Annotated in this window: 18 protein-coding genes, 2 pseudogenes and 1 riboswitch; of the genes and pseudogenes, 13 read left to right on the top strand and 7 right to left on the bottom strand. The window is 68.4% G+C overall.

Annotated elements, in window-relative coordinates:
- Positions 1 to 82 precede the first annotated feature (82 nt).
- Complete coding sequence (locus CPBF1521_RS12900; protein WP_115677248.1) at positions 83 to 790, bottom strand: glutathione S-transferase; 708 nt, start codon at positions 788 to 790, stop codon at positions 83 to 85.
- A 45-nt stretch (positions 791 to 835) separates the two neighbouring features.
- The gene (locus tag CPBF1521_RS12895; protein ID WP_104650220.1) at positions 836 to 1,144 is read right to left on the bottom strand and encodes a GIY-YIG nuclease family protein; all 309 of its coding nucleotides are present in this window, start codon (positions 1,142 to 1,144) and stop codon (positions 836 to 838) included.
- 264 nt (positions 1,145 to 1,408) lie between these two features.
- Between CPBF1521_RS12895 and CPBF1521_RS12890 the strand changes: the two genes are divergently transcribed.
- The 13 genes and pseudogenes from CPBF1521_RS12890 to CPBF1521_RS12820 all read left to right on the top strand — a co-directional run bounded on the left by CPBF1521_RS12890 (position 1,409) and on the right by CPBF1521_RS12820 (position 18,711).
- Entirely contained in the window at positions 1,409 to 3,664 is a 2,256-nt protein-coding gene (locus CPBF1521_RS12890) for a TonB-dependent receptor (RefSeq protein WP_235858450.1), read from the top strand.
- A gap of 64 nt (positions 3,665 to 3,728) precedes the next feature.
- The gene (locus CPBF1521_RS12885; protein WP_115677247.1) at positions 3,729 to 5,057 is read left to right on the top strand and encodes an LLM class flavin-dependent oxidoreductase; all 1,329 of its coding nucleotides are present in this window, start codon (positions 3,729 to 3,731) and stop codon (positions 5,055 to 5,057) included.
- Positions 5,058 to 5,073: 16 nt separating this feature from the next.
- The gene (gene mgrA, locus CPBF1521_RS12880) at positions 5,074 to 6,114 is read left to right on the top strand and encodes an L-glyceraldehyde 3-phosphate reductase (protein ID WP_115677246.1); all 1,041 of its coding nucleotides are present in this window, start codon (positions 5,074 to 5,076) and stop codon (positions 6,112 to 6,114) included.
- A gap of 11 nt (positions 6,115 to 6,125) precedes the next feature.
- Positions 6,126 to 7,109 carry an aliphatic sulfonate ABC transporter substrate-binding protein gene (locus CPBF1521_RS12875; RefSeq protein WP_115677245.1) on the top strand — a complete coding sequence of 328 codons (984 nt, stop codon included), beginning with the start codon at positions 6,126 to 6,128 and terminating at the stop codon, positions 7,107 to 7,109.
- A 108-nt stretch (positions 7,110 to 7,217) separates the two neighbouring features.
- Positions 7,218 to 8,012, top strand: coding sequence for an aliphatic sulfonate ABC transporter permease SsuC (gene ssuC, locus CPBF1521_RS12870; protein ID WP_115677244.1), 795 nt, complete (start codon positions 7,218 to 7,220; stop codon positions 8,010 to 8,012).
- Positions 8,009 to 8,827, top strand: a complete 819-nt coding sequence (locus CPBF1521_RS12865) for an ATP-binding cassette domain-containing protein (RefSeq protein WP_115677243.1) — start codon at positions 8,009 to 8,011, stop codon at positions 8,825 to 8,827. Before ssuC ends, CPBF1521_RS12865 begins: the two co-directional genes overlap by 4 nt.
- 192 nt (positions 8,828 to 9,019) lie before the next feature.
- On the top strand, positions 9,020 to 11,605 hold the full coding sequence (clpB, locus tag CPBF1521_RS12860; RefSeq protein WP_104583623.1) for an ATP-dependent chaperone ClpB: 2,586 nt from the start codon (positions 9,020 to 9,022) through the stop codon (positions 11,603 to 11,605).
- Between the two features lie 209 nt (positions 11,606 to 11,814).
- The gene (locus CPBF1521_RS12855; protein WP_115677242.1) at positions 11,815 to 13,101 is read left to right on the top strand and encodes an O-acetylhomoserine aminocarboxypropyltransferase/cysteine synthase family protein; all 1,287 of its coding nucleotides are present in this window, start codon (positions 11,815 to 11,817) and stop codon (positions 13,099 to 13,101) included.
- A gap of 604 nt (positions 13,102 to 13,705) precedes the next feature.
- A riboswitch (cobalamin riboswitch) is annotated at positions 13,706 to 13,927 on the top strand.
- Between the two features lie 114 nt (positions 13,928 to 14,041).
- Positions 14,042 to 15,919: a TonB-dependent vitamin B12 receptor gene (btuB, locus tag CPBF1521_RS12840; RefSeq protein WP_115677241.1), complete on the top strand. Its 1,878-nt coding sequence runs from the start codon at positions 14,042 to 14,044 to the stop codon at positions 15,917 to 15,919.
- A 102-nt stretch (positions 15,920 to 16,021) separates the two neighbouring features.
- Positions 16,022 to 16,227: pseudogene (locus tag CPBF1521_RS12835) on the top strand (bifunctional adenosylcobinamide kinase/adenosylcobinamide-phosphate guanylyltransferase); the annotation flags it as partial.
- The gene (cobT, locus tag CPBF1521_RS12830) at positions 16,224 to 17,270 is read left to right on the top strand and encodes a nicotinate-nucleotide--dimethylbenzimidazole phosphoribosyltransferase (protein ID WP_104650231.1); all 1,047 of its coding nucleotides are present in this window, start codon (positions 16,224 to 16,226) and stop codon (positions 17,268 to 17,270) included. The pseudogene CPBF1521_RS12835 and the gene cobT, both read left to right, overlap by 4 nt.
- 8 nt (positions 17,271 to 17,278) lie before the next feature.
- Positions 17,279 to 17,568: pseudogene (locus CPBF1521_RS12825) on the top strand (histidine phosphatase family protein); the annotation flags it as partial.
- Between the two features lie 231 nt (positions 17,569 to 17,799).
- Positions 17,800 to 18,711: an AraC family transcriptional regulator gene (locus CPBF1521_RS12820; RefSeq protein WP_235858448.1), complete on the top strand. Its 912-nt coding sequence runs from the start codon at positions 17,800 to 17,802 to the stop codon at positions 18,709 to 18,711.
- Here CPBF1521_RS12820 and CPBF1521_RS12815 read toward each other — a convergent pair.
- From CPBF1521_RS12815 to CPBF1521_RS12795, 5 genes are read right to left on the bottom strand one after another with little or no spacing between them, the layout of a single operon-like run.
- A complete protein-coding gene (locus CPBF1521_RS12815; protein WP_115677238.1) occupies positions 18,615 to 19,904 on the bottom strand; it encodes a type III PLP-dependent enzyme in 1,290 nt (429 codons plus the stop codon). The two genes, CPBF1521_RS12820 and CPBF1521_RS12815, sit on opposite strands and share 97 nt — an antisense overlap.
- Positions 19,901 to 21,670 carry an IucA/IucC family protein gene (locus CPBF1521_RS12810; protein ID WP_115677237.1) on the bottom strand — a complete coding sequence of 590 codons (1,770 nt, stop codon included), beginning with the start codon at positions 21,668 to 21,670 and terminating at the stop codon, positions 19,901 to 19,903. Before CPBF1521_RS12810 ends, CPBF1521_RS12815 begins: the two co-directional genes overlap by 4 nt.
- A complete protein-coding gene (locus CPBF1521_RS12805; RefSeq protein ID WP_115677236.1) occupies positions 21,648 to 22,853 on the bottom strand; it encodes an MFS transporter in 1,206 nt (401 codons plus the stop codon). The genes CPBF1521_RS12810 and CPBF1521_RS12805 overlap by 23 nt, the downstream gene beginning before the upstream one ends.
- Positions 22,850 to 24,652, bottom strand: a complete 1,803-nt coding sequence (locus tag CPBF1521_RS12800) for an IucA/IucC family protein (protein WP_115677235.1) — start codon at positions 24,650 to 24,652, stop codon at positions 22,850 to 22,852. Before CPBF1521_RS12800 ends, CPBF1521_RS12805 begins: the two co-directional genes overlap by 4 nt.
- On the bottom strand, positions 24,649 to 25,875 hold the full coding sequence (locus CPBF1521_RS12795; RefSeq protein ID WP_115677234.1) for an ATP-grasp domain-containing protein: 1,227 nt from the start codon (positions 25,873 to 25,875) through the stop codon (positions 24,649 to 24,651). The genes CPBF1521_RS12800 and CPBF1521_RS12795 overlap by 4 nt, the downstream gene beginning before the upstream one ends.
- Between the last annotated feature and the right edge of the window lie 174 nt (positions 25,876 to 26,049).

Here is a 26,049-nt window from a genome sequence, read left to right as displayed (position 1 = left end):
TGCATGGTTGCAGCTTCGCGCCACATTCCGGCATGAAGCAACGCAGATGGGCGGCACGCGCTACGCCACGTGCCGCCATTACTTACGCCGCATCCAGTTCCGGATAGTGGCGGAAGATGCCATTGGTATTGAACGCCACGCGTCGTTCGGATGCGAGATAGGCCGCGATGCGCGGGCGCGCGGCCACGCGTTGCTGCAAGGCCTTCAGGCCGGGAAGATCGGCCGATAGTGTCTTCATGCGCTTGGGGAACATGTACTCCAATCCGCTGACCAACTGGAACAGCGACAGGTCCACGTACGAGTGCGTGCCCAGCACATGGGTGCCGCCGGCCTGTTGCAGCACCTGTTCGAAGTAGCCCAGGAACTTGGGCAGGCGGTTGTCGCGCAGGTCCTTGGCGCGCTTGGCCGCCTCGGCTTTCTGATCTTCGTAATACAGGCCGGTGGCGATCGGATGATGGCTGTCGTGCACCTCGGCCACCAGGTCGGCGATGGTCAGCTGCAACTGCAATGCCTGGATGCGCTGCGCGTCCGAGTCGGGTACCAGCTGCAGTTGTGGCCCGATGACATGCAGGATGGCCGCGACCTGCGCAACCACCGTATCGCCAGCCTTGAGGAAGGGCGGCGCAAACGGCTGCGCGCCGGCCTGGTTGCCTTCCAGAAAGGCATTCATCACCTCATCGCCTTCCACGCGCGCCACGTCGGTGTAGTCGGCACCGGCATCTTCCAGTGCAAGGCGGACGAATTCGCCGCGGCCCTGCAGGCCGGTCCAGTAGTAGAGCTGGTAGTGCATGTGCTGCTCCGCGATTGACAGCGCTACACCATAGAAACCGCGCGGCTAGGCGGGCGTGATCGAGGCGTCAGCGGGCTGTGACTCGGTGCCGCCGTGCGGTTGTGCCAGCAGCCAGGCGAGCTTGCGCGCGCGCGGTTGTTGCTTGAGCTGCCACTCCGCGCGCGAGGCGGCGGCGCGGTCCGCATATGGATGGCTGGCAAGCAGTTCCAGCGGCGGATGTGCACGTGTATAGCGCGCGCCGGTGCCACGCAGGTGTGCCTGAAAGCGCCGCTCCAGATCATTGGTGATGCCGGCGTAATAACTGCCGTTGCGGCACAGCAGCAGGTAGAGGTGCCAGGGCTTGGGTGCATCCATGTGCCCATTATCGCCATTGGCCGGGTGTCGTGCAGCGAGGGTCTTGGCGCGCGCCGGGCATGGATGACCGGCACGCGGCGACGCGTGAGTGAATAACCATCTGAACATTGGTTATTTGACGCTTGAGCCAGCTGCAAACAGCATGCGCTACCGCATTGCAGCGCCGTTTTGGCTTGCGCTGCGCAAGGGTCGCCGTGCACAACGCTCGCCGACTCGCAGTTCCCCACGCTGCTGCAAGACAGCCGACGCCACGAAAGGACGTACATGCCCGCGCGACACCGGACCCCTGCAAGGATCCTCGCTGCTTCGAGATGGTTGGCCAGGCCGCAAGTTTTGGCGTGGAGTCTGGCGTGGGCGGTTACGCCGGTGCTGGCCGATGAGGTGGGCGAGGCTGCCGCGACGCCGGAGCGCGCCGCGCAGACACTGGGTGCGGTCACCGTGACCGCCACGCGCCGCGAAACCACCCTGCAGCAGGTGCCGGTGGCGGTATCGGTGGTCCAGGGCGAGACGCTTGAGCGCGAAAACCGCAATAGCGTGGCCGACCTGCCGGCGCTGGTGCCCAGCCTGACCTTCCGCACCGGTGCCTCCAACAAGGACACCTCGCTGTTCCTGCGTGGCGTGGGCACCATTTCCACCTCGCCGGGCGTCGAGCCCAGCGTGGCCACGGTGATCGACGGGGTGGTACTGGGGCGCCCAGGCCAGGCCACGCTGGACCTGCTCGATGTCGAGCGCATCGAAGTCCTGCGCGGGCCGCAGGGCACCTTGTTCGGCAAGAACGCCTCGGCCGGCGTGCTCAATATCGTCAGCAAGCCGGCGCCGGAACTGTTTGGCGGCTATGTCGATTATTCGCACTTCGGTGGCGGCGACGAAGACCGCGTGCGTGCCAGTGTTGGCGGCACGCTGGTGCCGGAGCTGCTCAAGGCCAGTGTGTCGGCGTTGTGGGCCGAGTACGGCGGCAATGTGCGCAACGCGGCCGACGGCCAGACCGTCAACGGCTACCGACGCTCCGGCGCGCGGCTGCGGCTGGACCTGACCCCGACCCCCAGCTTGAACGCGACGCTGCTCGCCGACTACCTGCAATCGCACAGCAATGCGCCCAGCGGGGTGGTGGTTGCCAGCACGCGTGCGGACTTCGCCGCGGCGCTGGCACCGGTTGTCGCCAGCGCCGACAACCGGCAGATCAACAGCGATTACCGCACGTATCTGGACGACATCAACAAGGGCGCCTCGCTGCAGCTGGACCAGCAGCTCGGCGATGCGCTGCTGACCTCGATCAGCGCGTGGCGGCAGTGGGACAACACCCAGTTCCAGGACGGCGATCGCACCGCGCAACGCAGCGCGGCGTTTCCGTCCTCGCACGACCGTGGCGACCTGGGGTACACGCAGTATTCGCAGGAATTGCGCCTGCAGACCCCGCGCGATCGCGCGGTGGAAGCGGTGGCCGGGCTGTATTACCTGCATGCGCGCAACGACGAAACCTATCGCCGCACGGTGACGACGCCAACCGCCAGTGCCGTGGGTGTGGCCGATTACGCCACCCGCGCGCAAACCTATGCCGCGTTCGGCGAGGCCACCTGGCATTGGCGCCCGGACCTGCGGGCGCTGCTGGGCGCACGCTTTACCCGCGATACGCTCGACTACCGGCACCAGCGCGTGTCCAGCTCCGCAGCCGCGGTTACCGGCATCCAGCCGTCTACGGCAAGCAGTGGCAGCACCGCGGAAAATGGCGTGTCCGGCCGCATCGGCCTGCAATACGACGTCGATGCGCAGACCACCGGTTACCTCACCTATTCGCGCGGCTACAAGGGCCCGGCCTACAACGTGTTCTTCAACATGCAGCCGCGCGATACGCCAGCGCTGAAGCCGGAAACTTCCAACGCGTGGGAACTGGGCCTGAAGGCGCGTGCACTGGACGATCGCCTCAGTGCGAACGTGGCGCTGTTCCATACCGAGTACGCCAACTACCAGGCCAACTTCTTCGACACCGTGGCCGGGCAGGTGGTGACGCGCCTGATCAACGCCGGGCAAGTGCGCACGCAGGGCCTGGAGCTGGACCTGGAGTATCGGCCCACCGAGCGGCTCAGCCTGGCCGGCTCGCTGGCCTACACGCAGGCGCGCATCCAGCGGTTTGCCTGCCCTGCCGCCGCGGCGGCCAACTGCAATGTCGACGGCAGGCCGCTGCCGTTTTCGCCGGACTGGAAGGGCAATCTGCGCGCCGGGTATCGGGTGCCGCTGCGCGGCAGCCTGGCCCTGGAATTCAACGGCGACGTGAGCTGGCAGGACAGCGTGCAGTACGACCTCAGCCAGACCCCGCAGACCGTCCAGGGCCCGTATGCGATCTGGAACGCCAGCATCGCGCTGGCCGACGATGCGCATGGCTGGCGGGTGGCGGTGCTCGGCCGCAACCTCGGCGACCGCACGTACGCGCCATTGTTGGCCAATGCCACCGGCAACGTGTACCGGCTGGTGCCGCGTGACGACCAGCGTTATGTCGGGCTGCAATTGCACAAGGATTTTTGACGATGTCGGTGATGTGTTTCGAGAGTGATCCGAGCCATGCAGGCGCGACGCGCGGTGGACTGCGATGAGCGCCGCACGACAGCTCTCGCTCGGGGCGTTCCTGATGGCCACCGGCCATCACGTGGCCGCGTGGCGGCACCCGCAGGCCAGTGCCGATCCGCTGGTGTTCGATCATTACCGTGAGATGGTGCGCATCGCCGAGGCCGCCCGGTTCGATGCGGTGTTCGTCGCCGACAGCCTGGCTGCGGCCGGTGGGCCGGTGGCATCGCGGATGGCGCGCTCCAGCCTGTTCGAGCCGCTCACGCTGCTCAGCGCGCTGGCAGTGGTGAGCGAGCGCATCGGCCTGATTGCCACCATGACCACCAGCTACAACGAGCCGTACCACGTGGCGCGCAAGTTCGCCTCGCTGGATCATCTGTCCGGCGGGCGTGCCGGCTGGAATCTGGTCACTTCCGATGCCGCCGACGAAGCATTGAACTTCAACCGCGACGCGCATTACGTGCATGCCGAGCGCTATGCGCGGGCGCGCGAATTCCAGCAGGTGGTCGCTGGGCTGTGGGACAGCTGGGACGACGATGCCTTCATCGCCGATACCGCCGCCGGAGTGCACTACGATCCGGCGCGGTTGCATGTGCTGGATCATCGCGGCGCGCACTTCCAGGTTCGCGGCCCGCTCAACATCGCGCGTGCGCCGCAGGGGCATCCGGTGCTGGTGCAGGCCGGCTCGTCCGAGCCCGGGCGCGCGCTGGCGGCGGAAACGGCCGAGGTGGTGTTCACCGCGCAATCGTCGCTGGCCAAGGCGCAGGCGTTCTATGCCGACATCAAGGGGCGGCTGGAACAGTTCGGGCGTTCGCGCGATGCGTTGAAGGTGATGCCGGGTGTGTTCATCGTGGTCGGGCAGAGCCAGGCCGAGGCGCAGGAAAAGTTCGAGCAGTTCCAGGCGCTGGTGGAGCCGGAGGTCGGCATCGCGCTGCTGTCGCGCATGCTGGGCAATTTCGACCTGTCCGGCTATCCGCCCGATGGCCGGTTGCCGGAGTTGCCGCTCACCGAAACCGGGCAACGCAGTCGCCAGCAGTTGTTCACCGAGCTGGCCGGACAGGAGCAGCTGAGCATTGCCCAGCTCGGCCAGCGCATCGCAGGCGGGCGCGGGCATTACAGCCTGATCGGCACGCCCACGCAGATTGCCGACGAGCTGCAGGCCTGGTTCGAGCAGGGCGCCGCCGACGGCTTCAACGTGCTGGTACCCCATCTGCCCGGCGGCCTGGCCGATGTGGCCACGCACGTGGTGCCCGAGCTGCAGCGGCGTGGACTGTTCCGGCGTGAATATGCCGGGCGCACCTTGCGCGATCATCTGGGGCTGGCACGCCCCGTCAATCGCTTCAGCGCACGCTGACTCACCGGATACCCTGATGACCTATCTCGCACATCCCGATCGTTACGACCGTGTCGCCTACCGCCGTGTCGGCCGCAGCGGCCTTGTCCTGCCGGCGCTGTCGCTGGGCCTGTGGCACAACTTCGGCGACAGCACGCCGATCGACACGCAGCGCGCATTGCTGCGTACCGCCTTCGACCTGGGCATCACCCATTTCGATCTGGCCAACAACTACGGCCCGCCGTATGGCAGCGCGGAAATCAACTTCGGCCGCCTGCTGCGTGAAGACTTCAGACCGTATCGCGACGAATTGATCCTCTCAACCAAGGCCGGCTGGGACATGTGGCCGGGCCCGTACGGGCAGGGCGGCAGTTCGCGCAAGTACCTGCTGTCCAGCCTGGACCAGAGCCTGCAACGCCTGGGCGTGGACTACGTGGACATCTTCTACTCGCACCGCTTCGATGCGGACACGCCGCTGGAAGAGACCGCCGGTGCACTGGCCAGCGCGGTGCAGCAGGGCAAGGCGCTGTATGTGGGCGTGTCGTCGTATTCGGCGGCGCGCACGCGTGAAATCGCCGCGTTGTTGCGCGAGTGGAAGGTGCCGTTGCTGATCCATCAGCCGGCCTACAACCTGTTCAATCGCTGGGCCGAGCACGAATTGTTCGACGCAACCGAGGAGGTCGGCGCCGGGGTCATCGCCTTCACGCCACTGGCGCAGGGCCTGTTGACCGGCAAGTACCTCAATGGCGTGCCCGGCGATGCGCGGGTGAACCGGCCTGGTGGCGACTCGCTGCGGCCGGAACATCTGTCCGAGGACAACCTGCAACGCGCACGCGGGCTGGAGGCGATCGCGCAGCGGCGTGGACAGAGCCTGGCGCAGCTGGCCTTGGCCTGGGTGCTGCGCGACCGGCGGGTGAGCTCGGCATTGCTGGGCGCCAGCCGCCCGGAGCAGTTGATTGAAAACGTCGCGGCCTTGCAGACGACCGAGTTCAGTGCGGACGAGCTGGCCGAGATCGATCGCTTTGCGGTCGAGGGTGGCGTGAACCTCTGGGAAAAACCGTCCACCGACTGGCAATGAGGAACACGCCGATGCGCTACCGCTTTTTGATTGCTGCGTTGCTGTTGTCCGGCATCGCGTGGCTGCAACCCGCAACGGCCGCCGAGCCGGCGCAGCTGCGTATCGGCTATCAAAAGGCGGTGTCCAGCCTGGTGCTGGCCAAGCAGCATCGGTTGCTGGAGCAGCGCTTCCCGCGCACCAGGATCAGCTGGGTGGAGTTCCCGGCCGGCCCGCAGCTGCTGGAAGCCCTGAACGTGGGCAGCATCGACCTGGGCGGTGCGGGTGACATTCCGCCGCTGTTCGCGCAGGCCGCCGGTGCCGACCTGCTGTACGTGGGCTGGGTGCCGCCCACGCCCAAGGCCGAGACCATCCTGGTGCCGGCCAACAGCTCGCTGCGGCGTGTGGCCGACCTCAAGGGCAAGCGGGTTGCCTTCCAGAAGGGCTCCAGTGCGCACAACCTGTTGTTGCGCCTGTTGGTCAAGTCCGGCCTGGGCATGCGCGACATCACGCCGTTGTATCTGTCGCCGGCCAACGCACGTGCGGCGTTCGCCGCCGGGCAGGTGGATGCCTGGGCGATCTGGGACCCGTGGTATTCGGCATTGACGCTGGATGGCAGCGCACGCCTGCTCGCCAACGGCGAAGGGTTGGGGCTGACCGGCGGGTTCTTCCTGTCCTCGCGGCGTTACGCCACTGCCTGGGGTCCGTTCGTGCAGCAGGTGATGGGCACGCTCAACCAGGCCGATGGCTTGCTGGAGCGCGACCGCGCCGGCAGCATCAAGGTGCTGGCGCAGGTCAGCGGGCTGTCGCCCGCGGTGGTCGAGCGCACGCTGACGCACCGCCCGCCGGCCAGCGTGCAGCCGCTCAGCGCCGAGGTCGTCAAGGCGCAGCAGGCCACTGCCGATCTGTTCTACGCGCAGCGCCTGTTGCCCAAACGCGTGCTGGTGGCGCCGGCGGTATGGCGTGCGCCCGCGGCGGCGGCCGCGCAAACGGCGGGCAAGCCGGCGGGGGGCAAGTGATGCGCGCAAGCCGCAGCACACGCGCAGGTGCGGACGCGTGCCGGACATCGGCAACGGGCAGATGCGCGCCGTCGCGCCGAGACCCTGCCACCACACCACGGTTGCGCGATGCGTAGCCGCCTGCAGCGTCTGGGCAATGCGCTGGTGCCCTGGGTGTTGCCGCTGGTTTTGCTGGTGGCCTGGCAGGTCGCGGCCTCCGGCGGCTGGTTGCCGCAGCGCATCCTGCCTGCGCCGGACGCGGTGCTGCGCGCGGCAGTCACCTTGGTGCGCAGTGGCGAGCTGTGGCAACACCTGGCGATCAGCAGCTGGCGTGCGGCCGTGGGCCTGGCCATCGGCGGCGGCATCGGCTTTGCGCTGGGCCTGCTGACCGGCGTGTCGCGGTTGGCCGAGCGCCTGCTCGACAGCAGCCTGCAGATGCTGCGCAACGTGCCGCATCTGGCGCTGATTCCGCTGGTGATCCTGTGGTTCGGCATCGACGAGGGCGCCAAGCTGTTCCTGGTGGCATTGGGCACGTTCTTCCCGATCTACCTCAATACCTACCACGGCATCCGCAGCGTGGACCCGGCCTTGATCGAGATGGCGCGCAACTACGGCTTGCGCGGGCCGCAGCTGTTCGTCGATGTGTTGTTGCCCGGCGCATTGCCGTCGATCCTGGTCGGCTTGCGCTTTGCGTTGGGGCTGATGTGGCTGACCCTGATCGTGGCCGAAACCATTTCCGCCAGTTCCGGTATCGGCTATCTGGCGACCAACGCGCGCGAGTTTCTGCAGACCGACATCGTGGTGGTCGCCATCGTGTTGTATGCACTGCTCGGCAAGCTGGCCGATCTGGCCGCACGCGGACTGGAAGCCTGGTGGCTGGGCTGGCATCCGGCGCAGCAACAGCGTGCGGAGCTGCGCCGATGAGCGCGACCGAGACCGGCCTGCCGCTGCGCTTGCGCGGCATCGGCAAGCGCTACGGCGATAGCGCCGTGTTGCGCGGCATCGACCTGGACGTCGCGCCCGGCGCATGTGTGGCGGTGGTCGGGCGCAGCGGCTGCGGCAAGAGCACCTTGCTGCGGGTGATCGCCGGGCTGGAGACGGCCGATACCGGCACCGTCGACAGCGGCCATGCCGCGCTGGCGGCGCAGCGCGACGCGGTGCGGCTGATGTTCCAGGACGCACGGCTGCTGCCGTGGAAGCGCGTGATCGACAACGTGGCGCTGGGCCTGGGGCGTGCCGGGCGTGCGCAGGCACAGGCGGCGCTGGACGCGGTGGGGCTGGGCTCGCGTGGCGGCGACTGGCCAGCGACGCTGTCCGGCGGCCAGCGCCAGCGCGTGGCCCTGGCGCGTGCGCTGGTGCATCGGCCGCGGCTGTTGCTGCTGGACGAACCGCTGGGCGCGCTGGATGCGTTGACGCGCATCGAGATGCAGCAGCTGATCGTGCAGTTGTGGCGGCAGCATGGCTTCACCCTGGTGCTGGTGACCCACGACGTGGCCGAGGCCAGTGCGCTGGCCGATCGCATCGTGCTGATCGAACACGGCCAGGTCGGCCTGGATCTGCCGGTGCCGGTCCCGCATCCGCGTGCACCCGGCGCGCCGGCCCTGGCGGCAATCCAGGCGCAGGTGCTGGCGCGCCTGCTGCGGACGCCGGACGTGGTGGCGCCAGCGGGCGCGGACACTCCTGCCGTGGAGCAGGGTGGCGCGATACCTGCACCTTTGTCTCTCCGGCGGATCATCTGACGGTTTGCCGGTGGGCCTGGGCCGATCAGGCCTGTGCGAGCCCGTAGCGCGCAGCCCATGCCACGGATATGAGCCGGTCCTGGTGCCCCGCATCGGCGCCTGCGCAGCCGCCACACCTTGAAACCCCGCACGGCAGCCGCATCTGCACGGTATCGTCGGCGTCGCCGGCCACCAGTTCAGAGGATTCTCCCCATGCGGATGGACAAGCTCACCTCGCGGTTCCAGCAGGCGCTGGCCGACGCGCAGTCGCTGGCCGTGGGCCGCGACCACAACATCATCGAGCCGGTGCACGTGCTGGCCGCGCTGCTCGACCAGAGCGGCGGCAGCACGCGCCCGCTGCTGTCGCAGGCCGGCGTCAACGTGCCGCTGCTGCGCGAGCGGCTGGGCGAGGCGCTGGACACGCTGCCCAAGGTCTCCGGGCAGGAAGGCAACCTGTCGATCGGCAACGATCTCAACCGCCTGCTCAACCAGACCGACAAGCTGTCCCAGCAACATGGCGATGCGTTCATCGCCAGCGAGTGGTTCGTGCTGGCCGCCGCCGACGATGCCAGCCCGCTGGGTGTGGCCCTGCGGGCGGCCGGTGGCGACAAGAAGAAGATCGAAGCGGCCATCGACAAGCTGCGCGGCGGCGAGACCGTGCAGTCGGAAAACGCCGAGGAACAACGCCAGGCGCTGGAAAAATACACCATCGACCTGACTGCGCGCGCGGAGAGCGGCAAGCTCGATCCGGTGATCGGCCGCGACGAAGAAATCCGCCGCACCATCCAGGTGTTGCAGCGGCGCACCAAGAACAACCCGGTGCTGATCGGCGAACCGGGCGTGGGCAAGACCGCCATTGTCGAGGGCCTGGCCCAGCGCATCATCAACGGCGAAGTGCCCGAAGGCCTGCGCGGCAAGCGCGTGCTGTCGCTGGACATGGGCGCGTTGATTGCCGGCGCCAAGTTCCGCGGCGAGTTCGAAGAACGCCTGAAGGCGGTGCTCAGCGATCTGTCCAAGAACGAGGGCCAGATCATCCTGTTCATCGACGAGCTGCACACCATGGTCGGCGCCGGCAAGGCCGATGGCGCGATGGACGCCGGCAACATGCTCAAGCCGGCGCTGGCGCGTGGCGAGCTGCACTGCATCGGCGCCACCACGCTGGACGAATACCGCAAGTACATCGAGAAGGACGCTGCGCTGGAGCGGCGCTTCCAGAAGGTGTTCGTGGGCGAGCCGACGGTGGAGGACACCATCGCGATCCTGCGCGGCTTGAAGGAACGCTACGCGGTGCACCACGGCGTGGAAATCACCGACCCGGCGATCGTCGCCGCCGCCACCCTGTCCAACCGCTACATCACCGACCGCCAGCTGCCGGACAAGGCCATCGATTTGATGGACGAGGCAGCCTCGCGTATCCGCATGGAGATCGACTCCAAGCCGGAGGAACTGGATCGCCTGGAGCGCCGCCTGATCCAGCTCAAGATCCAGCGCGAGATGCTGAAGAAGGAAAAGGACGACGCCTCGCGTCAGCGCCTGGCCGATCTGGAAACCGACATCGACAAGCTCGAGCGCGAGTTCTACGACCTCAACGAGTTGTGGAAGTCGGAAAAGGCCGCACTGCAGGGCACCACCAAGGTCAAGGAGCAGATCGAGCACGCCAAGCTGGAACTGGAAGCGGCGCAACGGCGCCAGGACTACGCCAAGATGAGCGAGATCCAGTACGGCGTGCTGCCGCAGCTGGAAAAACAGATGGCGCTGGCCAACGAGGTCGAACACCACGACTTCAAGCTGGTGCAGGACCGCGTCACCGCCGAGGAAATCGCCGAGGTGGTGTCGCGCTGGACCGGCATTCCGGTCAACAAGATGCTCGAAGGCGAGCGCGACAAACTGCTGCGCATGGAAGAGGAACTGCATCAGCGCGTGGTCGGACAGAACGAGGCGATCAAGGTCGTTTCCGACGCGGTGCGGCGTTCGCGCGCCGGGCTGTCCGATCCCAATCGCCCGAGCGGCTCGTTCCTGTTCCTCGGCCCGACCGGCGTAGGCAAGACCGAGTTGTGCAAGGCACTGGCGGACTTCCTGTTCGACAGCACCGAGGCAATGATCCGCATCGACATGAGCGAGTTCATGGAGAAGCATTCGGTGTCGCGCCTGATCGGTGCGCCCCCGGGCTACGTGGGCTACGAGGAAGGCGGCTACCTCACCGAGGCGGTGCGTCGGCGTCCGTATTCGCTGATCCTGCTGGACGAGGTGGAAAAGGCGCATGCCGATGTCTTCAACATCCTGCTGCAGGTGCTCGACGACGGCCGCCTCACCGATGGCCAGGGCCGCACGGTGGACTTCCGCAACACCGTCATCGTGATGACCTCCAACCTGGGCTCGCACCAGATCCAGGAACTGTCCGGCGACGGCAGCGCCGAGGCCTACACGCAGATGAAGGCGGCGGTGATGGGCGTGGTGCAGGCGCATTTCCGCCCGGAGTTCATCAACCGGCTGGACGACATCGTGGTGTTCCATCCGCTGGACAAGGCGCAGATCAAGTCGATCGCGCGCATCCAGTTGCATGGGCTGGAAAAACGCCTGTCCGAGCGCGGCCTCAAGCTGGACCTGGACGATGCGGCGCTGGAATTGCTGGGCAATGTCGGTTTCGACCCGGTGTATGGCGCCCGCCCGCTCAAGCGCGCGATCCAGTCGCAGGTGGAAAACCCGCTGGCGCAGCAGATCCTGTCGGGCCAGTACCTCGGTGGCGACACCGTGCGCGTGCGTGCCGAAGGTGGGCGCCTGGTGTTCACCAAGGGCTGAGAGCCGGCATCGGTTGTGCGCCGCATCGCTGGTTGCGTTTGAAGCAAGCAACGGGCACTGCGCAGGCAGTGCCCGTTTGCGTGATGTGGATGGCACATGCGGCGCATCGTTGTGCTCACAACGTGGTGGCATAAGGTCATCACCGCTGGTTTGCAGACACGCGCGCAAGGCCGGCTATGGTCGGCACTCCTGTCCGAGCGAGCCGCGCCATGACCGATCCGCAGTGGAAGCCCGAAACCATCGCCGTGCACGGCGGCTATCAGCCAGATCCCACTACGCGGGCGGTGGCGGTGCCGATCTACCAGACCGTCGCCTACGCATTCGACGATACCCAGCATGGCGCGGACCTGTTCGACCTCAAGGTGCAGGGCAATATCTACAGCCGCATCATGAATCCGACCAACGCCGTGCTGGAGCAGCGCGTGGCTGCGCTGGAAGGCGGTATCGACGCGTTGGCGCTGGCGTCGGGGCAGGCTGCGGTGACCTATGCGATCCAGACCATTGCCGAGGCCGGCGACAACATCGTCTCCTCCAGTGCGTTGTATGGCGGCACCTACAATCTGTTCGCGCATACCTTGCCGCAGTTCGGCATCGGCACGCGCTTTGCCGACTATCGCGATCCGCAGGCGTTTGCCGGCTTGATCGACGAACGCACCAAGGCGGTGTTCGTCGAGTCGATCGGCAACCCGCGCGGCAACATCACCGATATCGAGGCGGTGGCGGCAGTGGCGCACGCGCACGGCGTGCCGCTGATCGTGGACAACACCGTGGCCACGCCGTCGCTGCTGCGGCCGATCGAGTTCGGTGCCGACATCGTGGTGCATTCGCTGACCAAGTATCTGGGCGGCCATGGCAACAGCATCGGCGGGGCGATCGTGGACAGCGGGCGCTTTCCGTGGGCGGCGCACAAGCAGCGGTTTCCACGCCTCAACGAGCCGGACGTGAGCTATCACGGCGTGGTGTACACCGAAGCGCTGGGCGATGCCGCCTACATCGGCCGTGCGCGCGTGGTGCCGCTGCGCAATACCGGCGCGGCGTTGTCGCCGTTCAATGCGTTCCTGATCCTGCAAGGCATCGAAACGCTGCCGCTACGGATGGAGCGCATCAATGCCAACACGCTGGCAATAGCAACCTATCTGCAGCAGCACGCGCGGGTTGCCTGGGTCAATTACGCCGCGCTGCCGGATCATCCGGAGCATGCATTGGCGCAGAAGTATCTGGGCGGGCATGGCTCGGGCGTGCTGACCTTCGGCCTGCCCGGTGGGCGCGCGGCAGGCGCGCGTTTTCTGGATGCGCTGCAGTTGTTCACGCGGCTGGTGAACATCGGCGATGCGAAGTCGCTGGCCACGCATCCGGCATCGACCACGCACCGTCAGCTGGGCCCGGCCGAGCTGGAACATGCCGGCGTCAGTGAAGACACCGTGCGGCTGTCGATCGGGATCGAGCACATCGACGATCTGCTGGCCGATCTGGAGCAGGCGCTGCAGGGAGCATGAGGTTGATAGCCGTTACCTGAGCGGGAGTGCGCGAAGGAACGAGCTAGCCGGAGACGGCTAGCCCCGCTCCCGTCGGGGCGAGGAGGCACAGCTGGTGCGCCATGGGCGCGCGTGCCTTGGAGCGCCCGCGCCGCAAGCGCGGGCCGGGGCGCGCTTGCGGGGGTTGGGGTGAGGTACGGGTTCTCCGGGCACCGCCAAGCACGCTGTCTTTCTCGGGCTTCGGTAGGGGCGGCAGCGCGGCCGGGGACCGGCTCCTCGGCTCGGTCAGACATCCTGTCTGACTCGCCGCCGCGGCACATCCGTGTGCCGCTCTCCGCCAATCCCCGGCCACGCTGCCGCCTCGGCACGTCGCTTCCATGCCCTGGAAACCTTGAACAAGCCGGCAACGCGTGATTTGAAGCTCCCGTTACTGTTGGGCACCAATGCACGGGTTGCGCGCCAGCTTCACCTGCGCCTTGGTGCGCCCGCGCTGCCGCCTCGGCGTGTTGCTTCCATGCCCTGGGAAATTCCAGCACCCCACCGACGCGTGGCTGGATTTGGAGCGTGCCGACGCGCGGCGCCTGGCCGGTTGCCAGAGCGCGCCGGTGCCCCTGGCCAATCCTGCTACCATGCGCGCCCCTGAGGTGACTGCCGCGGTTGCGGTGGTTTAAACGGGAATCCGGTGCGTAGATCGCCTTGGCGAGCTGCAATGCCGGAGCTGCCCCCGCAACGGTGGGCGAGGTCAGGTGCCGCAACACGCCACTGTGCAGTCGCATGGGAAGGCGCGGCATCGGAGGCGCAGGCTTCCCTCGCGAGCCCGGAGACCGGCCTGAGGGATTGAACCGGCACGCGGTGGGCGTGGCCTTGCTCGTCTGGCGCTGCGCGTTGGACGCCTGGCCCGTTGCTGCCTGCCGCCCCATTGCCCCCGCGCGGGTAGGCGCGGTTCCAGGAGCAGCAGTCGATGTCCGTTTCTTCCGTTTTGCCGCGCCGTGCGGTGCTGGCCGCAGGGCTGTCGCTGTGCGTGGCCCACCTGGCCCACGCCGAGGCTGCCATCGATCTCGACCAGGTCGTGGTCACCGCCTCGCGCACTGCGCAGACCCAGGACCAGACGCTGGCGCCGGTCACGGTGATCGACCGCGCGCAGATCGAGCGTCGCCAAGTCAATTCACTGCAGGACCTGCTGCGTGGCGAGGCCGGCGTGGCGCTGGCCAACAACGGCGGCCCGGGCAAGCCGACCTCGCTGTTCCTGCGCGGCACCGAATCCGACCAGGTGGTGGTGTTGATCGATGGCGTGCGCATCGGCTCGGCCACCTCGGGCGGCGCGGCGTTGCAGGACGTGCCGATCGAGCAGATCGAGCGCATCGAAATCGTGCGCGGCCCGTTCTCCAGCCTGTACGGTTCCGAGGCGCTGGGCGGGGTGATCCAGATCTTTACCCGCCGCCCGCAAGGCCGCTTCGTGCCGACCTTCAGCGCGGCGGCCGGCAGCGACAATGCGCGCCGCTACAGCGCGGGCCTGGCCGGGCGCAGTGAAGGCGATCCGAGCGAAAGCGGTGGCTGGTACTCGGCCAACGCGGTGCATGACGAAACCGATGGCATCAACGCGTATCTGGACACCAGCTCCAGCGACTACGATCCGGATCGCGATGGCTACCGCAACGATTCGTTGAGCGTGCAGGGCGGCTGGCGCTTCAATCGCCAGTGGGATGCCGACGTGCACGGCCTGCGCGCGCAGAGCCGCAACGAATACGACGGCTCGGCCTTCGGCGGCAACCTGTCCAAGGGCGTGCAGCAGACGGTCGGCGGCCGCCTGCGTTATGCGCCCACCGATGCGCTCAAGCTCACCGCCAGCGTCGGCAGCAGTTCCGACTTCAGCGATGCGTATTACGACGGTGCGTATGTGTCCACCTATGACACCCGCCGCAAGCAGGGCGCGTTGCAGGCCGATATCGCTGCCGGCGCGGGCCTGTTCACGGTCGGCTTCGACTGGCAGCGCGATGCCATCGCCAGCAGCGACAATTACGATGCCGACAGCCGCATCGACCGCGCCGCATTCGCGCAGTGGCAGCAAAGTTTCGGTACGCAGTCGGTGCAGGCCAGCCTGCGTCGCAACGACAACAGCCAGTTCGGCGGCAAGACCACCGGCAGCCTGCTGTGGGGCTGGGATGTTGCCGAGCATCTGCGCCTGACCGCCAGTTACGGCACCGCGTTCAAGGCGCCGACCTTCAACGAGTTGTATTACCCCGATTTCGGCAATCCGTTGCTGGGGCCGGAAACCTCCCGAAGCGCCGAGCTCGGCCTGCGCGGTGGCTACGACTGGGGCACCTGGACGCTGCGCGCGTTCCAGACCCGCATCGACGACCTGATCGCCTACGACGCGGCGCTGGTGGATGCGGCGCATCCGTTCGGGCAGCCGAACAATATCGACCGGGCGCGCATCCGCGGCGTGGAAGCCGGCTACGACACCGAGCTGGCCGGCTGGACCGTGCGCAGCGCCTTGACCTGGCTGCAGCCGGAAGCCGATGGCGGCATCAATCAAGGCAACTGGCTGCCGCGGCGTGCGCGGCAGAGCGGGCGCATCGATGCGGACCGCAGCGTCGGGGCATTCGGCGTCGGCGCGAGCCTGTTCGGCTCCGGCAAGCGGTTCGACGATCTGGCCAACACCGAGCGCCTGGCCGGTTACGGCTTGCTGGATCTGCGCGTGAGCTATGCAGTGACTGCAGACTGGAAGGTCTCGCTCACTGCCAACAACGTGTTCGACCGCCAGTACGAAACCGCACGCTGGTATGCGCAGCCGGGGCGCAATTATCTGCTGACCCTGCGGTATCAAGCCGCGCAGTAAGCGCGGCTGGTGCACCGGCGATGGCCGCTGAGCGGCCTCGCGCGCCGGGCACCGACGCGGGTCCTGGAAGACACGCAGTGGCAGATTCGGGCGCAGGCGCGAGCCCTGCTCGCCACCCTGCCGCAACTGTCGTGGCAGCTCATGCCGGTCAGCAACCGGGTGGGGCAGGGCAGCGTGCCGGTGGGCGAACTGACGCGTCGATTTGTCGATCAGGCCGGCCGGCTGCACCAGGCATTGGCGCTACAGTGCGAGCCTGTGGTGCTGGTGTGGCAGGTGTGCCGATGGTTCTGACGGGAGAGGTGGTGTGACAAGCGATTGGATCCATGGTGCCTGCGCGATGCCGGACGCGCGCGTACGCGCGGCTGCGCTGGCGCGGCAGGAACAACTGACCAAGCCGCCCGGCGCGCTGGGCCGGCTGGAACAGCTGGCGGTGCAACTGGCGGCCTGGCAGCGCAACGAACACCCCACCGTGCAGCGGGTCTGGATCGCGGTATATGCCGCCGACCACGGGGTCGCCGCAGAAGGCGTGTCTGCGTTTCCGCAGGCGGTCACCGGCGAGATGGTGCGTAATTTCGCCCGGGGTGGCGCCGCCATCGCGGTGCTGGCGCGCGAACTCGGTGCACGCCTGGAAGTGGTGAACCTGGGCGTGGTCAACGACCCGGGCGAGTTGCCGCGGGTGCGGCGTGCCTGGATCGCGCCGGCCAGCGCCAACATCTGCGAGCAACCGGCGATGACCTCCACCCAGTTGCGCGATGCACTGGCCGCAGGCGCCGAAAGCGTTGCGCAGGCAAGAAGTTGCGACACGCAGCTGTTTGTCGGTGGCGAAATGGGCATCGGCAACACCACCTCGGCCGCCGCGCTGGGCTGCGCGCTGCTGTCGCAGTTTCCGCAGGCGATGGCCGGTGCCGGTACCGGGCTGGATGCCGAGGGCATCGCCCACAAGGCCACCGTGATCACCCGTGCGCTGGCCCTGCATGCCGATGCCTCCACCGCGCTGGAGCGGCTGCGCCGGTTGGGCGGCTTCGAGATCGCCGCGTTGGTCGGCGCCTACATCGCCGCGGCGCAGGCCGGGATTCCGGTGCTGGTGGATGGCTTCATCAGCACCGCCGCAGCGCTGGTCGCCACCCATCTCAATGGCGGCGTGCGCGAATGGCTGCTGTTCGGGCATCGCTCGCAGGAGCGCGGCCATGCCGCCTTGCTGCGCGCACTCGACGCCGAACCGCTGCTGCAGCTGGATCTACGCCTGGGCGAGGCCAGCGGCGCAGCGGTGGCGATTCCGCTGTTGCGCCATGCCTGCGCCTTGCACAACGGGATGGCGACCTTTGCCGAAGCCGGCGTGTCCGACGCATGAGTGCGTAGATCGGCGTGCTGCGCGACGGCGACACCGGTCAGCGCAGCGGCCGTGGCCAGCTCGACGACCCGCTCGCTGCACCGGGCTGGCAGCAACTGCGCGCGGCCACCGCCGACGGCGCATGGGGCGTGGTGGTCGCCTCGACGCTGCAGCGCTGTGCCTTGTTCGTCATCAAGTTGGCAACTGCGCGTGCGCTGCCGCTGCATCAGGATCCGCGGTTGCGCGGATACCCCTCAGCCACTGGCAGGGCCCGCCGGCGGCCGACATCGATCGCGCCGACGGCGCCGCGCTGGGGCGCATCCAGTCCCTGGCGTTGCAAGCGAGCTGAGCATACGGGGTGTTCCTGGCGGGGCCGCACCGCCTATCGACGGTGACGTGCATCCGGCGCACGCGCCGCAGCCAGGCCGTTTCAACGTGGACGCCTGCGGCGCGTTGTCTGCGCCCGGGCGCGCCACCGCCACTGCGCAAGATCGGGACCGCAGGCGGTGCCGATCTGCGCGATGCTGGGGCCGCCCATCAGGAACCGCCCATGCCAGCAGCCACCTCGGTCGTCTTCAACCGCCAGCGCAGCGTCGAGCGCGTCGTCGCCCATCTGCAGGCCAGCATCCGCGCCGGCGAACCGCTGCCGGACCTGGCCGCATTGGCGGCAGTGGCGCAGCAATCGCCGCATCATTTTCATCGGGTCTATCGCGCACTGGCCGGCGAAACCCTGGGGCAGACCATCGCGCGGCTGCGCCTGAGTCATGCGCTGCATCTGCTGGGCGAGCAGGCGACATCGGTCACCGAGGTGGCGCTGGCGGTGGGCTATCACACCCCGCAGGCGCTGGCACGCGCGTTTCGCACCGTGCTGCAGGCCAGCCCGAGCAGCTTGCGCAACGCGCCCGCCGTGCGCGCGCAGAAACTGCAGCAGCTGGCCAGGCCCTCGGTGCCGCCGCAGGTGTCCGGCGCGCCCCTGCAGGTGCTGGTGCAGGTGCTCGATCCGCTGGAAGTGGTGGTGTTGCGCCAGCGTGGCGCCTTCGACGAGCTGGACCGTGGCTTCGGCCGCATCGCGGCCTGGGCCGAGCGGGTCGGTGCGATCGCGCAACTGCAGTCCTTGATCGGCCTGCCGCTGAGCGACCACCGCGACATGCCGGCGCATCGGCACCTGTTCGAATGCGGCATGGTCTTCGACGCCGCTCTGGCACCGCCCGCGCCGCTGCAACTGCGCCAGCTCGACGGCGGCACGCATGCGGTGTTGCGACACATCGGTGCGTATGCCGGTATCGAAGACGCACTGGACCTTCTGCTCGCGCAATGGTTACCACACAGCGGCTACGTCTTGCGCGCCGCGCCGCTGCATTACCTCTACCTTGACGACCCGGAAGCAGTGGCAGAGGCAGCGTTGCGTGCAGATATCCGCGTGCCGGTCCAGCCTTCGACCGACGCCGTTGCCGCCGCCTGAGCCGCCACCGGCAGGAACACCATCTGCGGCGGCGGATGCATCAGGAACTGCTGGTGCGAAATATTCCAGGCATATGCGCCGGCCAGCGGGAAGGCCAGGCAGTCGCCCGGTGCCAGCGCGGCGACGTGCTGGTTGCGCGCCAGCACGTCCTTCGGCGTGCACAGCTGCCCGACCAGGGTGACCGGGGTGTCGCGCAGCACCGGGGCATGCGCGCCACGCAGCACACGGAAGGGGTGATCGTGCCCCTGCGCGGCCGGGGTGCGGAAGTGATGGGTGCCGCCGCGGGCGATCGCAAACCACGCGCCGTGGCTGCGCTTGAGGTCCAGCACGTCCATCAGATACCAGCCGCAGCTGGTGCTGACATAGCGGCCGGGCTCCAGCCGCAGGCGCAGCGCCTGGCCATGTTCACGCAGCAAGCCAGGCAGGCCGGCGCAGAAGCCGGCCCAGTCGAACGACGATTCCGGCGCCAGATAATCCACCCCGAAGCCGCCGCCTGCATTCACCCGCAACGGGCCGAGCCCATAGCGTTGCCGCCACTGCTGCACGGTGCGCAGGTAGGCGGCGATCAGCTGCAGCTGCGCGCCGGCGTCGCGCTGGTGCGACATCAGGTGGAAATGGAAGCCCTCCAGCCGCAGCGAGGGGCTGGCCCGCAGGCGCTGGATCGCCGCATCCAGAGCGTCCGGGTCCAGGCCGAACGGCGAGGGCTGCCCGCCCATCATCAGGCGCGTGCTCTGCGCACCGGGCACGGCGATGTTCATGCGCAGGAACACCGGCACGCAGCGGCCGGCCTGCGCCGCGATCGCAGCCAGGCGTTCCAGTTCGCCCAGGCTTTCCACATGCACGGTGCAGTCGGGCAGTGCGGCGGCCTGGGCCAGTTCGGCATCGAGCTTGCCCGGGCCGCCGAACAACAACGCGGCCTGGGGCTGTTGCCGATGCAGCCAGGCCAGTTCGCCGCCGGAGGCCGCCTCGAAGCCATCCACGTGCGGGGCGAGCGTTTGCAGGATCGGTGGCTCCGCATTGGCCTTGGCCGCGTAGAACAGCTCGCACGCTTCGGGCAGCTGCGCGCGCATCCATGCCGCATGCGCATCCAGAGCGGCCAGGTCGTAGACGTAGGCGCACAGCGGGCCATCGCTTTGGTTGCGGATGCCCGGCAATGCCTGCATCACTGCGTCACTATCGATGCGCAGGCTCATGCCGCCACCCGCCGTGTCGCCGCGCTGCGTGGGATCGGGTTGGGCAGCGCGGTGTAGTCGGATTGGCGGTCGGCGCGTTGCCACAGCCGCGTGCCCAGGTTGTTCTTGCCGGGCAGCGGCGCGCCCTCGAGCAGGCCCTGTAGTGCGGCCTGCGCGCCATGGCGCTGCTGCCAGCGCGCGGCGAGCTCGCCCACGCACTGCCACAGGCGCGCGTCCAGCACGGCATCGCCTTCGCTCAGGTGGAAGATCGCCTCGGCCAGATTGTTGACCAGCGCGCAGTACGCCACGCGATTCCAGCCCTGTTCCGGCGTGTAGTACAGCGATTGGCGCGCGCGTTCGCCCACGCCCTGCAAGCGCGTGGCGGGCCAGTGGTGCGCGAGCAGCTTGGTGCCTTCCAGGTCGCGGATCCACACCCGCGTCGGCCAGCCTTCGGCAAACCCGATCACGGTGTTCTGCAGATGCGGTTCCAGCGCAATGCCGTGCTGGAACAGCGCGCTCCATGCGCCATCCAGCAGCAGGCCGGCATAGGCGCGGAACCACAGCAGCGTGGCGGTGTGGCGATCCAGCTGCGCGCCACCCAATGCCTGCAGCCTGGACGCACACACGCTGTTGCCCTGCGCATCGCAGGTGAACAAGGCCGCGGCCACCTGCGGCTGCCACCTTGCCCGCTGCGCGGCAGTCAGGGTCTGCCGATACAGGATGCCGAAGCTCTCCGACAGGCCACGCGCCGCCAGCGGGTCGGCGTCGTGCAGGGCGGGATCGACCTGGGCGATCTCCAGCGAGGTCGCCGCAGGCTCCAGCATCACATCGAAGCCCGGCACCTGCGCCGCCAACGCACGCCAGCTCGGCGCCAGCAGCTCGGTCAGCGCGACCGCACTTTCCAGCTCGTACCAGGCGTTCTTGCGCACGCAGTTGGTCAGGCGCACATGCACCGAGCACTTGAGGAAATAGTCCAGCTTCGGGTGATACAGCGTGCGCACCGACGAGGTGGGCCGCAGGGCGTCGCCCAGCGCACCGACCGGCGTGATCAGGCCGCGCCCCTGCAGGGTGCGCAGCAACGGATCGTCGAGCAGGCGCTGCGCTTCCCACGGGTGGCAGGGATACAGGTCGTCGTCGCCGGAGAGCTGGCGCAGGCTCGCACGCACATCGCGGCCCTGCATGCGCAGCAGCCGTGGGTCGATGCGGAACCAGAACAGCTGGAACGCGGCGCGCGCTTCCGGCGCGCAGGCCAGCACCTGCGCCAGGTCGACGCCTTCGCGGCTCTTGGGCGTGGGATGCAGGGCATGCCCCCACAGCATCGATTGTTCGGCGTCGATCATCGCCTCGCCGGTCGGCGCGGTGCGGTGCGCCTGTCTCAATAACGTAGCGGTGACCGCCACGCTGTTGGCGCTTTGCGCGAGCAGTTCCGGATTGACCGCCTGCGTGCTGCCCAGCGCCTGCAGCAGGCAGCGCGCCAGGGCATGCGCGTCCAGGCTGTGCCACGGTTGGCCGGCACCCTTGAGAAACGGCGTGGAGGCAAAGCGGCAGCGGCCCAGGCGATCGGCGTAGGCAATGCGCACGCACAGCGCGCCGGCATCGCCCAGATCGATCCGCAGCCAGCGCTGCTCGGCCACGCGCGGGCCGGGGCGATCCAGTCCGCGATAGTCGAAGTCCACGGCGCGCTGTGGAATCGCGAACTCGCGCAGGTAGCAGTTCAACCAGCAACTGCAGGCCTGCGCGTCGGCCATGCTGTCGTACCAGGGGTCATGCATCGTGTGCGGCGACATCGGTCGATCTCCTCGAAGGGAAGCGCACCAGGACGGTGAGCGCAGCGGCCGCCGCAGCCAGCGCGGCAGCCAGAAAGGGGGTGGCAGGGCCGGCCGCCTGGGTCAGCGCGCCGGCAGCGGCACCGGCGAACACGCCGGCCCATTTGCCGCAGGCGTCGAAGCGGCCGAACAGGCGCCCGGCGCCATGCCCGCTGGCGACCAGTGCCAGGCTGCGGTTGAGCCCACGCAGGCCGAACAACATGCCCAGGCCGAACAACAGCCGCGCCACTGCCAATGCGGCGGCGTCGTGCAACAGCGCCTGCCACAGGCAGGCCAGCGCAAACAGCATCAGGCCGGGCACCAGCCAGGCCTCGCCATCGCCGCGCCGCCACCACGGCAGCACCACCAGATAGACCAGATGCGGCAGGCTGTAGAGCAGGCCGGCCAGCGCATCGTGGCCGGCGCCGCGCGCCAGCGCATACGGGATGAAGTAGGGGAAGGTCACCACCATCGCGAAGCAGAACAGGAACTGCGCGACCAGCAACGCAGGCCACAGGGCGCTGGCCGTCGTGGCGGTCCGTGCTGACGCCGACAGCGACGCGGCAGCGTCTACGGAGGGTGTTGACCGCGCAGGGGACGCTGCCGGCCGCACCGCAGGCCGGTCGGCCGGCAGGCGCCAGGTCAGCGCGAACGCCAGCAGCGGCAGTAGCGCAAGCGCGCGATACAGCGACTGCGCCGGGCCAAGCGCCACTGCCAGGCCCAGCAACGCCGGCGCGCTGACCATCGCCAGGCGTGCCGAGTACTGCGTCCAGTCGAGCGCGCGCGCCAGCGGGCCGGCCTGCGGCTGGCTGGCCAGGTACGCATTGGCCGCTGCCAGCGAGCCGCCGCAGGTGCCTTGCACGATCAGGCCGATCACCAGCCAGCTCAGCGACGGCGCAAAGCCGGCGATCGCAAAGCCCAGCGCCAGGCCCAGCTGCGCACGCAGCAACGAACGCTTGCGTCCATAGCGGTCGGCCAGGCGCCCCCAGGTGCCGGCCGTCAACGCGGTGCACAGCGTCGGCAATACGTACAGCACGCCGCTCCAGCCAACCGCCGCCGAAGGCGCCAGTTCGGCCAGCACCTGCGGCAGAAACAACGGCATGCCCAATGCGGTGAAGGCGGCCAGGTAGTGCGCCGCCAGCACCGGGCCCAGGATGCGCTTCATCGCGGGGCACCCGCCTGTTGGCGCGGCATCTGCTGTGCGCCAGCGAAGGCGGCGCCGAAGGGATTGGGCGCGCTATCGCCGTAGAACTTGTTGATGTCGCTCGCACCGGTAAGCTGTTTGCTGAGCAGGCTGCCGGCACTGAGCAGGTACTTCACCGGCAGCCGCGGTGCGGCCAGCAGGCGGCGTGCGGGGCCGGTGTCGATGCCGTCGCGGTCCAGCTGCGCCAGCGTCGCTGCAAACTGCGTCTGCAACTGCGCGTACAGCGGCGCGCGCAGCGCGGGCTGCCACTCGGCCAGGCCTTCCAGCACCGCCTGCAGGTCCAGCTGCAGCACGATGGTGCAGAACATCCGCGCCAGGGCATGCGGCTCGTCCACCGCGATGCGCGCATCGTGCAGGGGGCCCAACGCGTCCAGATCCGGCAGCTGTGCGCGCAGTTGCGGCAGTGCGATGCGCGCGGCGTCGTTGTCCTTCATCAGCAACCGCGTCGCCCGGCCATCGGCATACACCAGCACGCTGTTCTGCTGATTGGCTTCCAGCGCGATGCCGTAGCGCAGCCACAGGCGCAGATGCACCCCCAGCATCAGCCCGGTGTACTCGCGCCACCAGCCGAGCACATCGCCGTGCGCAAAGCGCTCGGCCAGATGGATCGCCATCGGCCGGCCGTCCGGCAGCAGCGCGCACAGCGCGGCCACCGGCACCAGCGTGGCGTCGTCCAGCGGTGGGTAGCGCCGCAGCAGATAGGCCAGGTGACGCGCCTGTCCCACGTGCCCGCCGAGCGATTCGTCCACGAACACGCAGCGGCCGCGCAACGCCGGATCCCGCGCATCGATGCGGCGCAGTGCGCGCTCCAGCCAGTGACCGTCGTACAGCGTGGACGGCTTGATCAGGCGCAGGTTGAGCGCGCCCAGCGTGCGCATCGGAATCGGCAACTTGAGATGCAGCTGCGGATGCTGCAGCGGTACCAGCGTGCGCACCGAAAGGGTGGGGCGCACGTCCAGCCAGGCCTGCGGCGCACGCAGGCTGCCTGCCGGCAGCGCAAACCCGTCCTGTTCCAGCCGCGCCCACACCAGCGGATGCACCGGCCAGGCAACATGCGTGTCGGCCAGTTCGGGTGCCAGGCCCAGCGTGGCGAAGTCCGGCCACAGCTCGGCCGGCGCGGCGCCGGTGCAGCTGACCTGCGCCCGCGGAATCGCCAGCCAGCGCAGCGCGAAGCTGGGCGCGAACTCGGGCGCGTAATCGCGCAGTTCCGAGGCCTCCAGCCCGGCCTTGGCGCGTGCGGTCGGATAGAACGGATGGTCGCGGTAGCTGGCCAGTTGATCGCAGCGATACGCACGCTCGGCTGCATCCGGATGCTGCAATGCGTTGAGCAACGCAGGTGCCTGGGCATCGAAGGCCTGGCGCGCCAGGCCCAGGTGGGCGGCCGCGCACTCGGCTTCCTCGGCATAGGCGCGATGCAGCTGTTGGGTCTCCACGTCCAGTTGCGCGCTGATGCGCTGCAGCCACGCCTGCGCACCGCGTTCGACATGCGCGCCATCGGCGCCCTGCACGATCCAGCTGTCGCCGCAGGCACCGATGTCCTGCAGATAGCCCTGCCGATGGATCGGCAACCACAGCGTGCCAGCGGGCAGGTGTGCGATGCGCCACCAGCCCTCCACCGGGCTGGGGTCGGTCCATGCCGCCAGCACGCTTGCCTCGGGTGTGGCGGCGCTGCCGCGCGAGGCGATCCCGCGCAGGTCCTCGCGCAGGCAGGCATCGATGATGCGGGTGGCGATGTAGCGCTGGTCGGCGGCGCTGCTCATGCGCGCAGCTCCGCGCCATCGATCCGCCATTGCAGTCCCGCTTCGGCATGCACCACCGCCTGTTGCAGCGCCTGTGCATCGCTGGCCACGGCGCTCAGCACACCCAGGTAATCCTTGTTGGAATGGCTCAGGCGGATGCGCTCGCCGGGCGCACGCATGCGCCGGTAGTGCACGTCGCTGTGCGCATCGTGGTGGCGGCGGTCTTCGCTGGCGGCCACCAGCTCGCCATCCTGTTCGGCCACGTAGTAACGCAGCAAGGCATGGGTGCGATCGCAGCGCAGCTGCGGCAGCGGCAGGCCCAGATGCGGCGCCAGCGCGGCGGTGAACCACTGCCTGCCGAACATGTCGTCGAGCAGGAATTCGCGGCGGTCGCCGATGCTGCGGTAGTTGATCTCCACCAGCACCGGGCCGTCATTGGTGAGGATGAATTCGCTATGGCACAACCCGAAGCCGACACCGAAGCTGCGCAGCTGTTGCAGCGCCTGCGCAATCACCGGCGTGTCCACGCGGGCATCCCACTGCGCCTCGCATTCCACGAAATGCGGCGGCGGCGACAGTCGCACCTGGAAGCCGCCCAGCGCCTGCAGGGTGTGGCCGTCGCCCAGCGTTTCCAGCGTGAACAGCGCCCCTTCCAGCATGCCTTCCAGCAGCACGGTGCGCTGCGGATGGCGCTGCCACACATCGTCCAGATAGGCCTGCAACTGCGCGGCGTCTGCGCAGTGGCGCACATCCACACTGGCCACGCCCTCGCGCGGCTTGGCCACCACCGGCCACGGAATGCCGGCCGGCAACGCCGCACCCGGCGCCAGCGTGCAGAACCACGGTGATGGCAGCCCATGCGCGCGCAGGCGCTGACGCATCGCCGCCTTGTTCTTGGCCGCGTAACAGACCTGCCAGTCCTTGCCGGGCAGGCCAAGACCCGCTGCGACCAGCGCCGTGCTGGTCTGCAGATGATCGCTGTTGCTGAACACTGCGCGCGGTGACACATCGGCGTCGTGCAACGCATCCAGCACGCCGAGCGGGTTGAACACATCGCATTCGATCACCCGCTGCGGCGCATGCGCGGGGTGCTCGCGGAAATGGCTCAGGTGATCGAGTCGGTGATCGGTCAGCAGCCACACCGGCAGGCCGAGCGCATGCGCGGCCGGCAGGAAGCCTTCGGTGATGGCCGGATGGCAGACATGGGTGAGGATCACCAACGGTGCAGCGGATGTCGCAGTCATGGCAGCTCTCGTTCAACAGGACGGTGGAAAAACCGGTACTGAAACGGGCTGCCTGGCGCCGCGATGGCGGTGGGTGGCCTGCGATACGGTGATCGCATGCCGCATGCTGCGGCAGGGAGACGTGCGTCATGCACGCCGTGTTGTCTGCGGCGCCCGCCAGCGCGAGCGCCGTTG

Source organism: Xanthomonas euroxanthea, from assembly GCF_900476395.1.
Taxonomy (GTDB): Bacteria; Pseudomonadota; Gammaproteobacteria; order Xanthomonadales; family Xanthomonadaceae; genus Xanthomonas; species Xanthomonas euroxanthea.
This window is presented reverse-complemented; position numbering and strand designations above follow the sequence as displayed.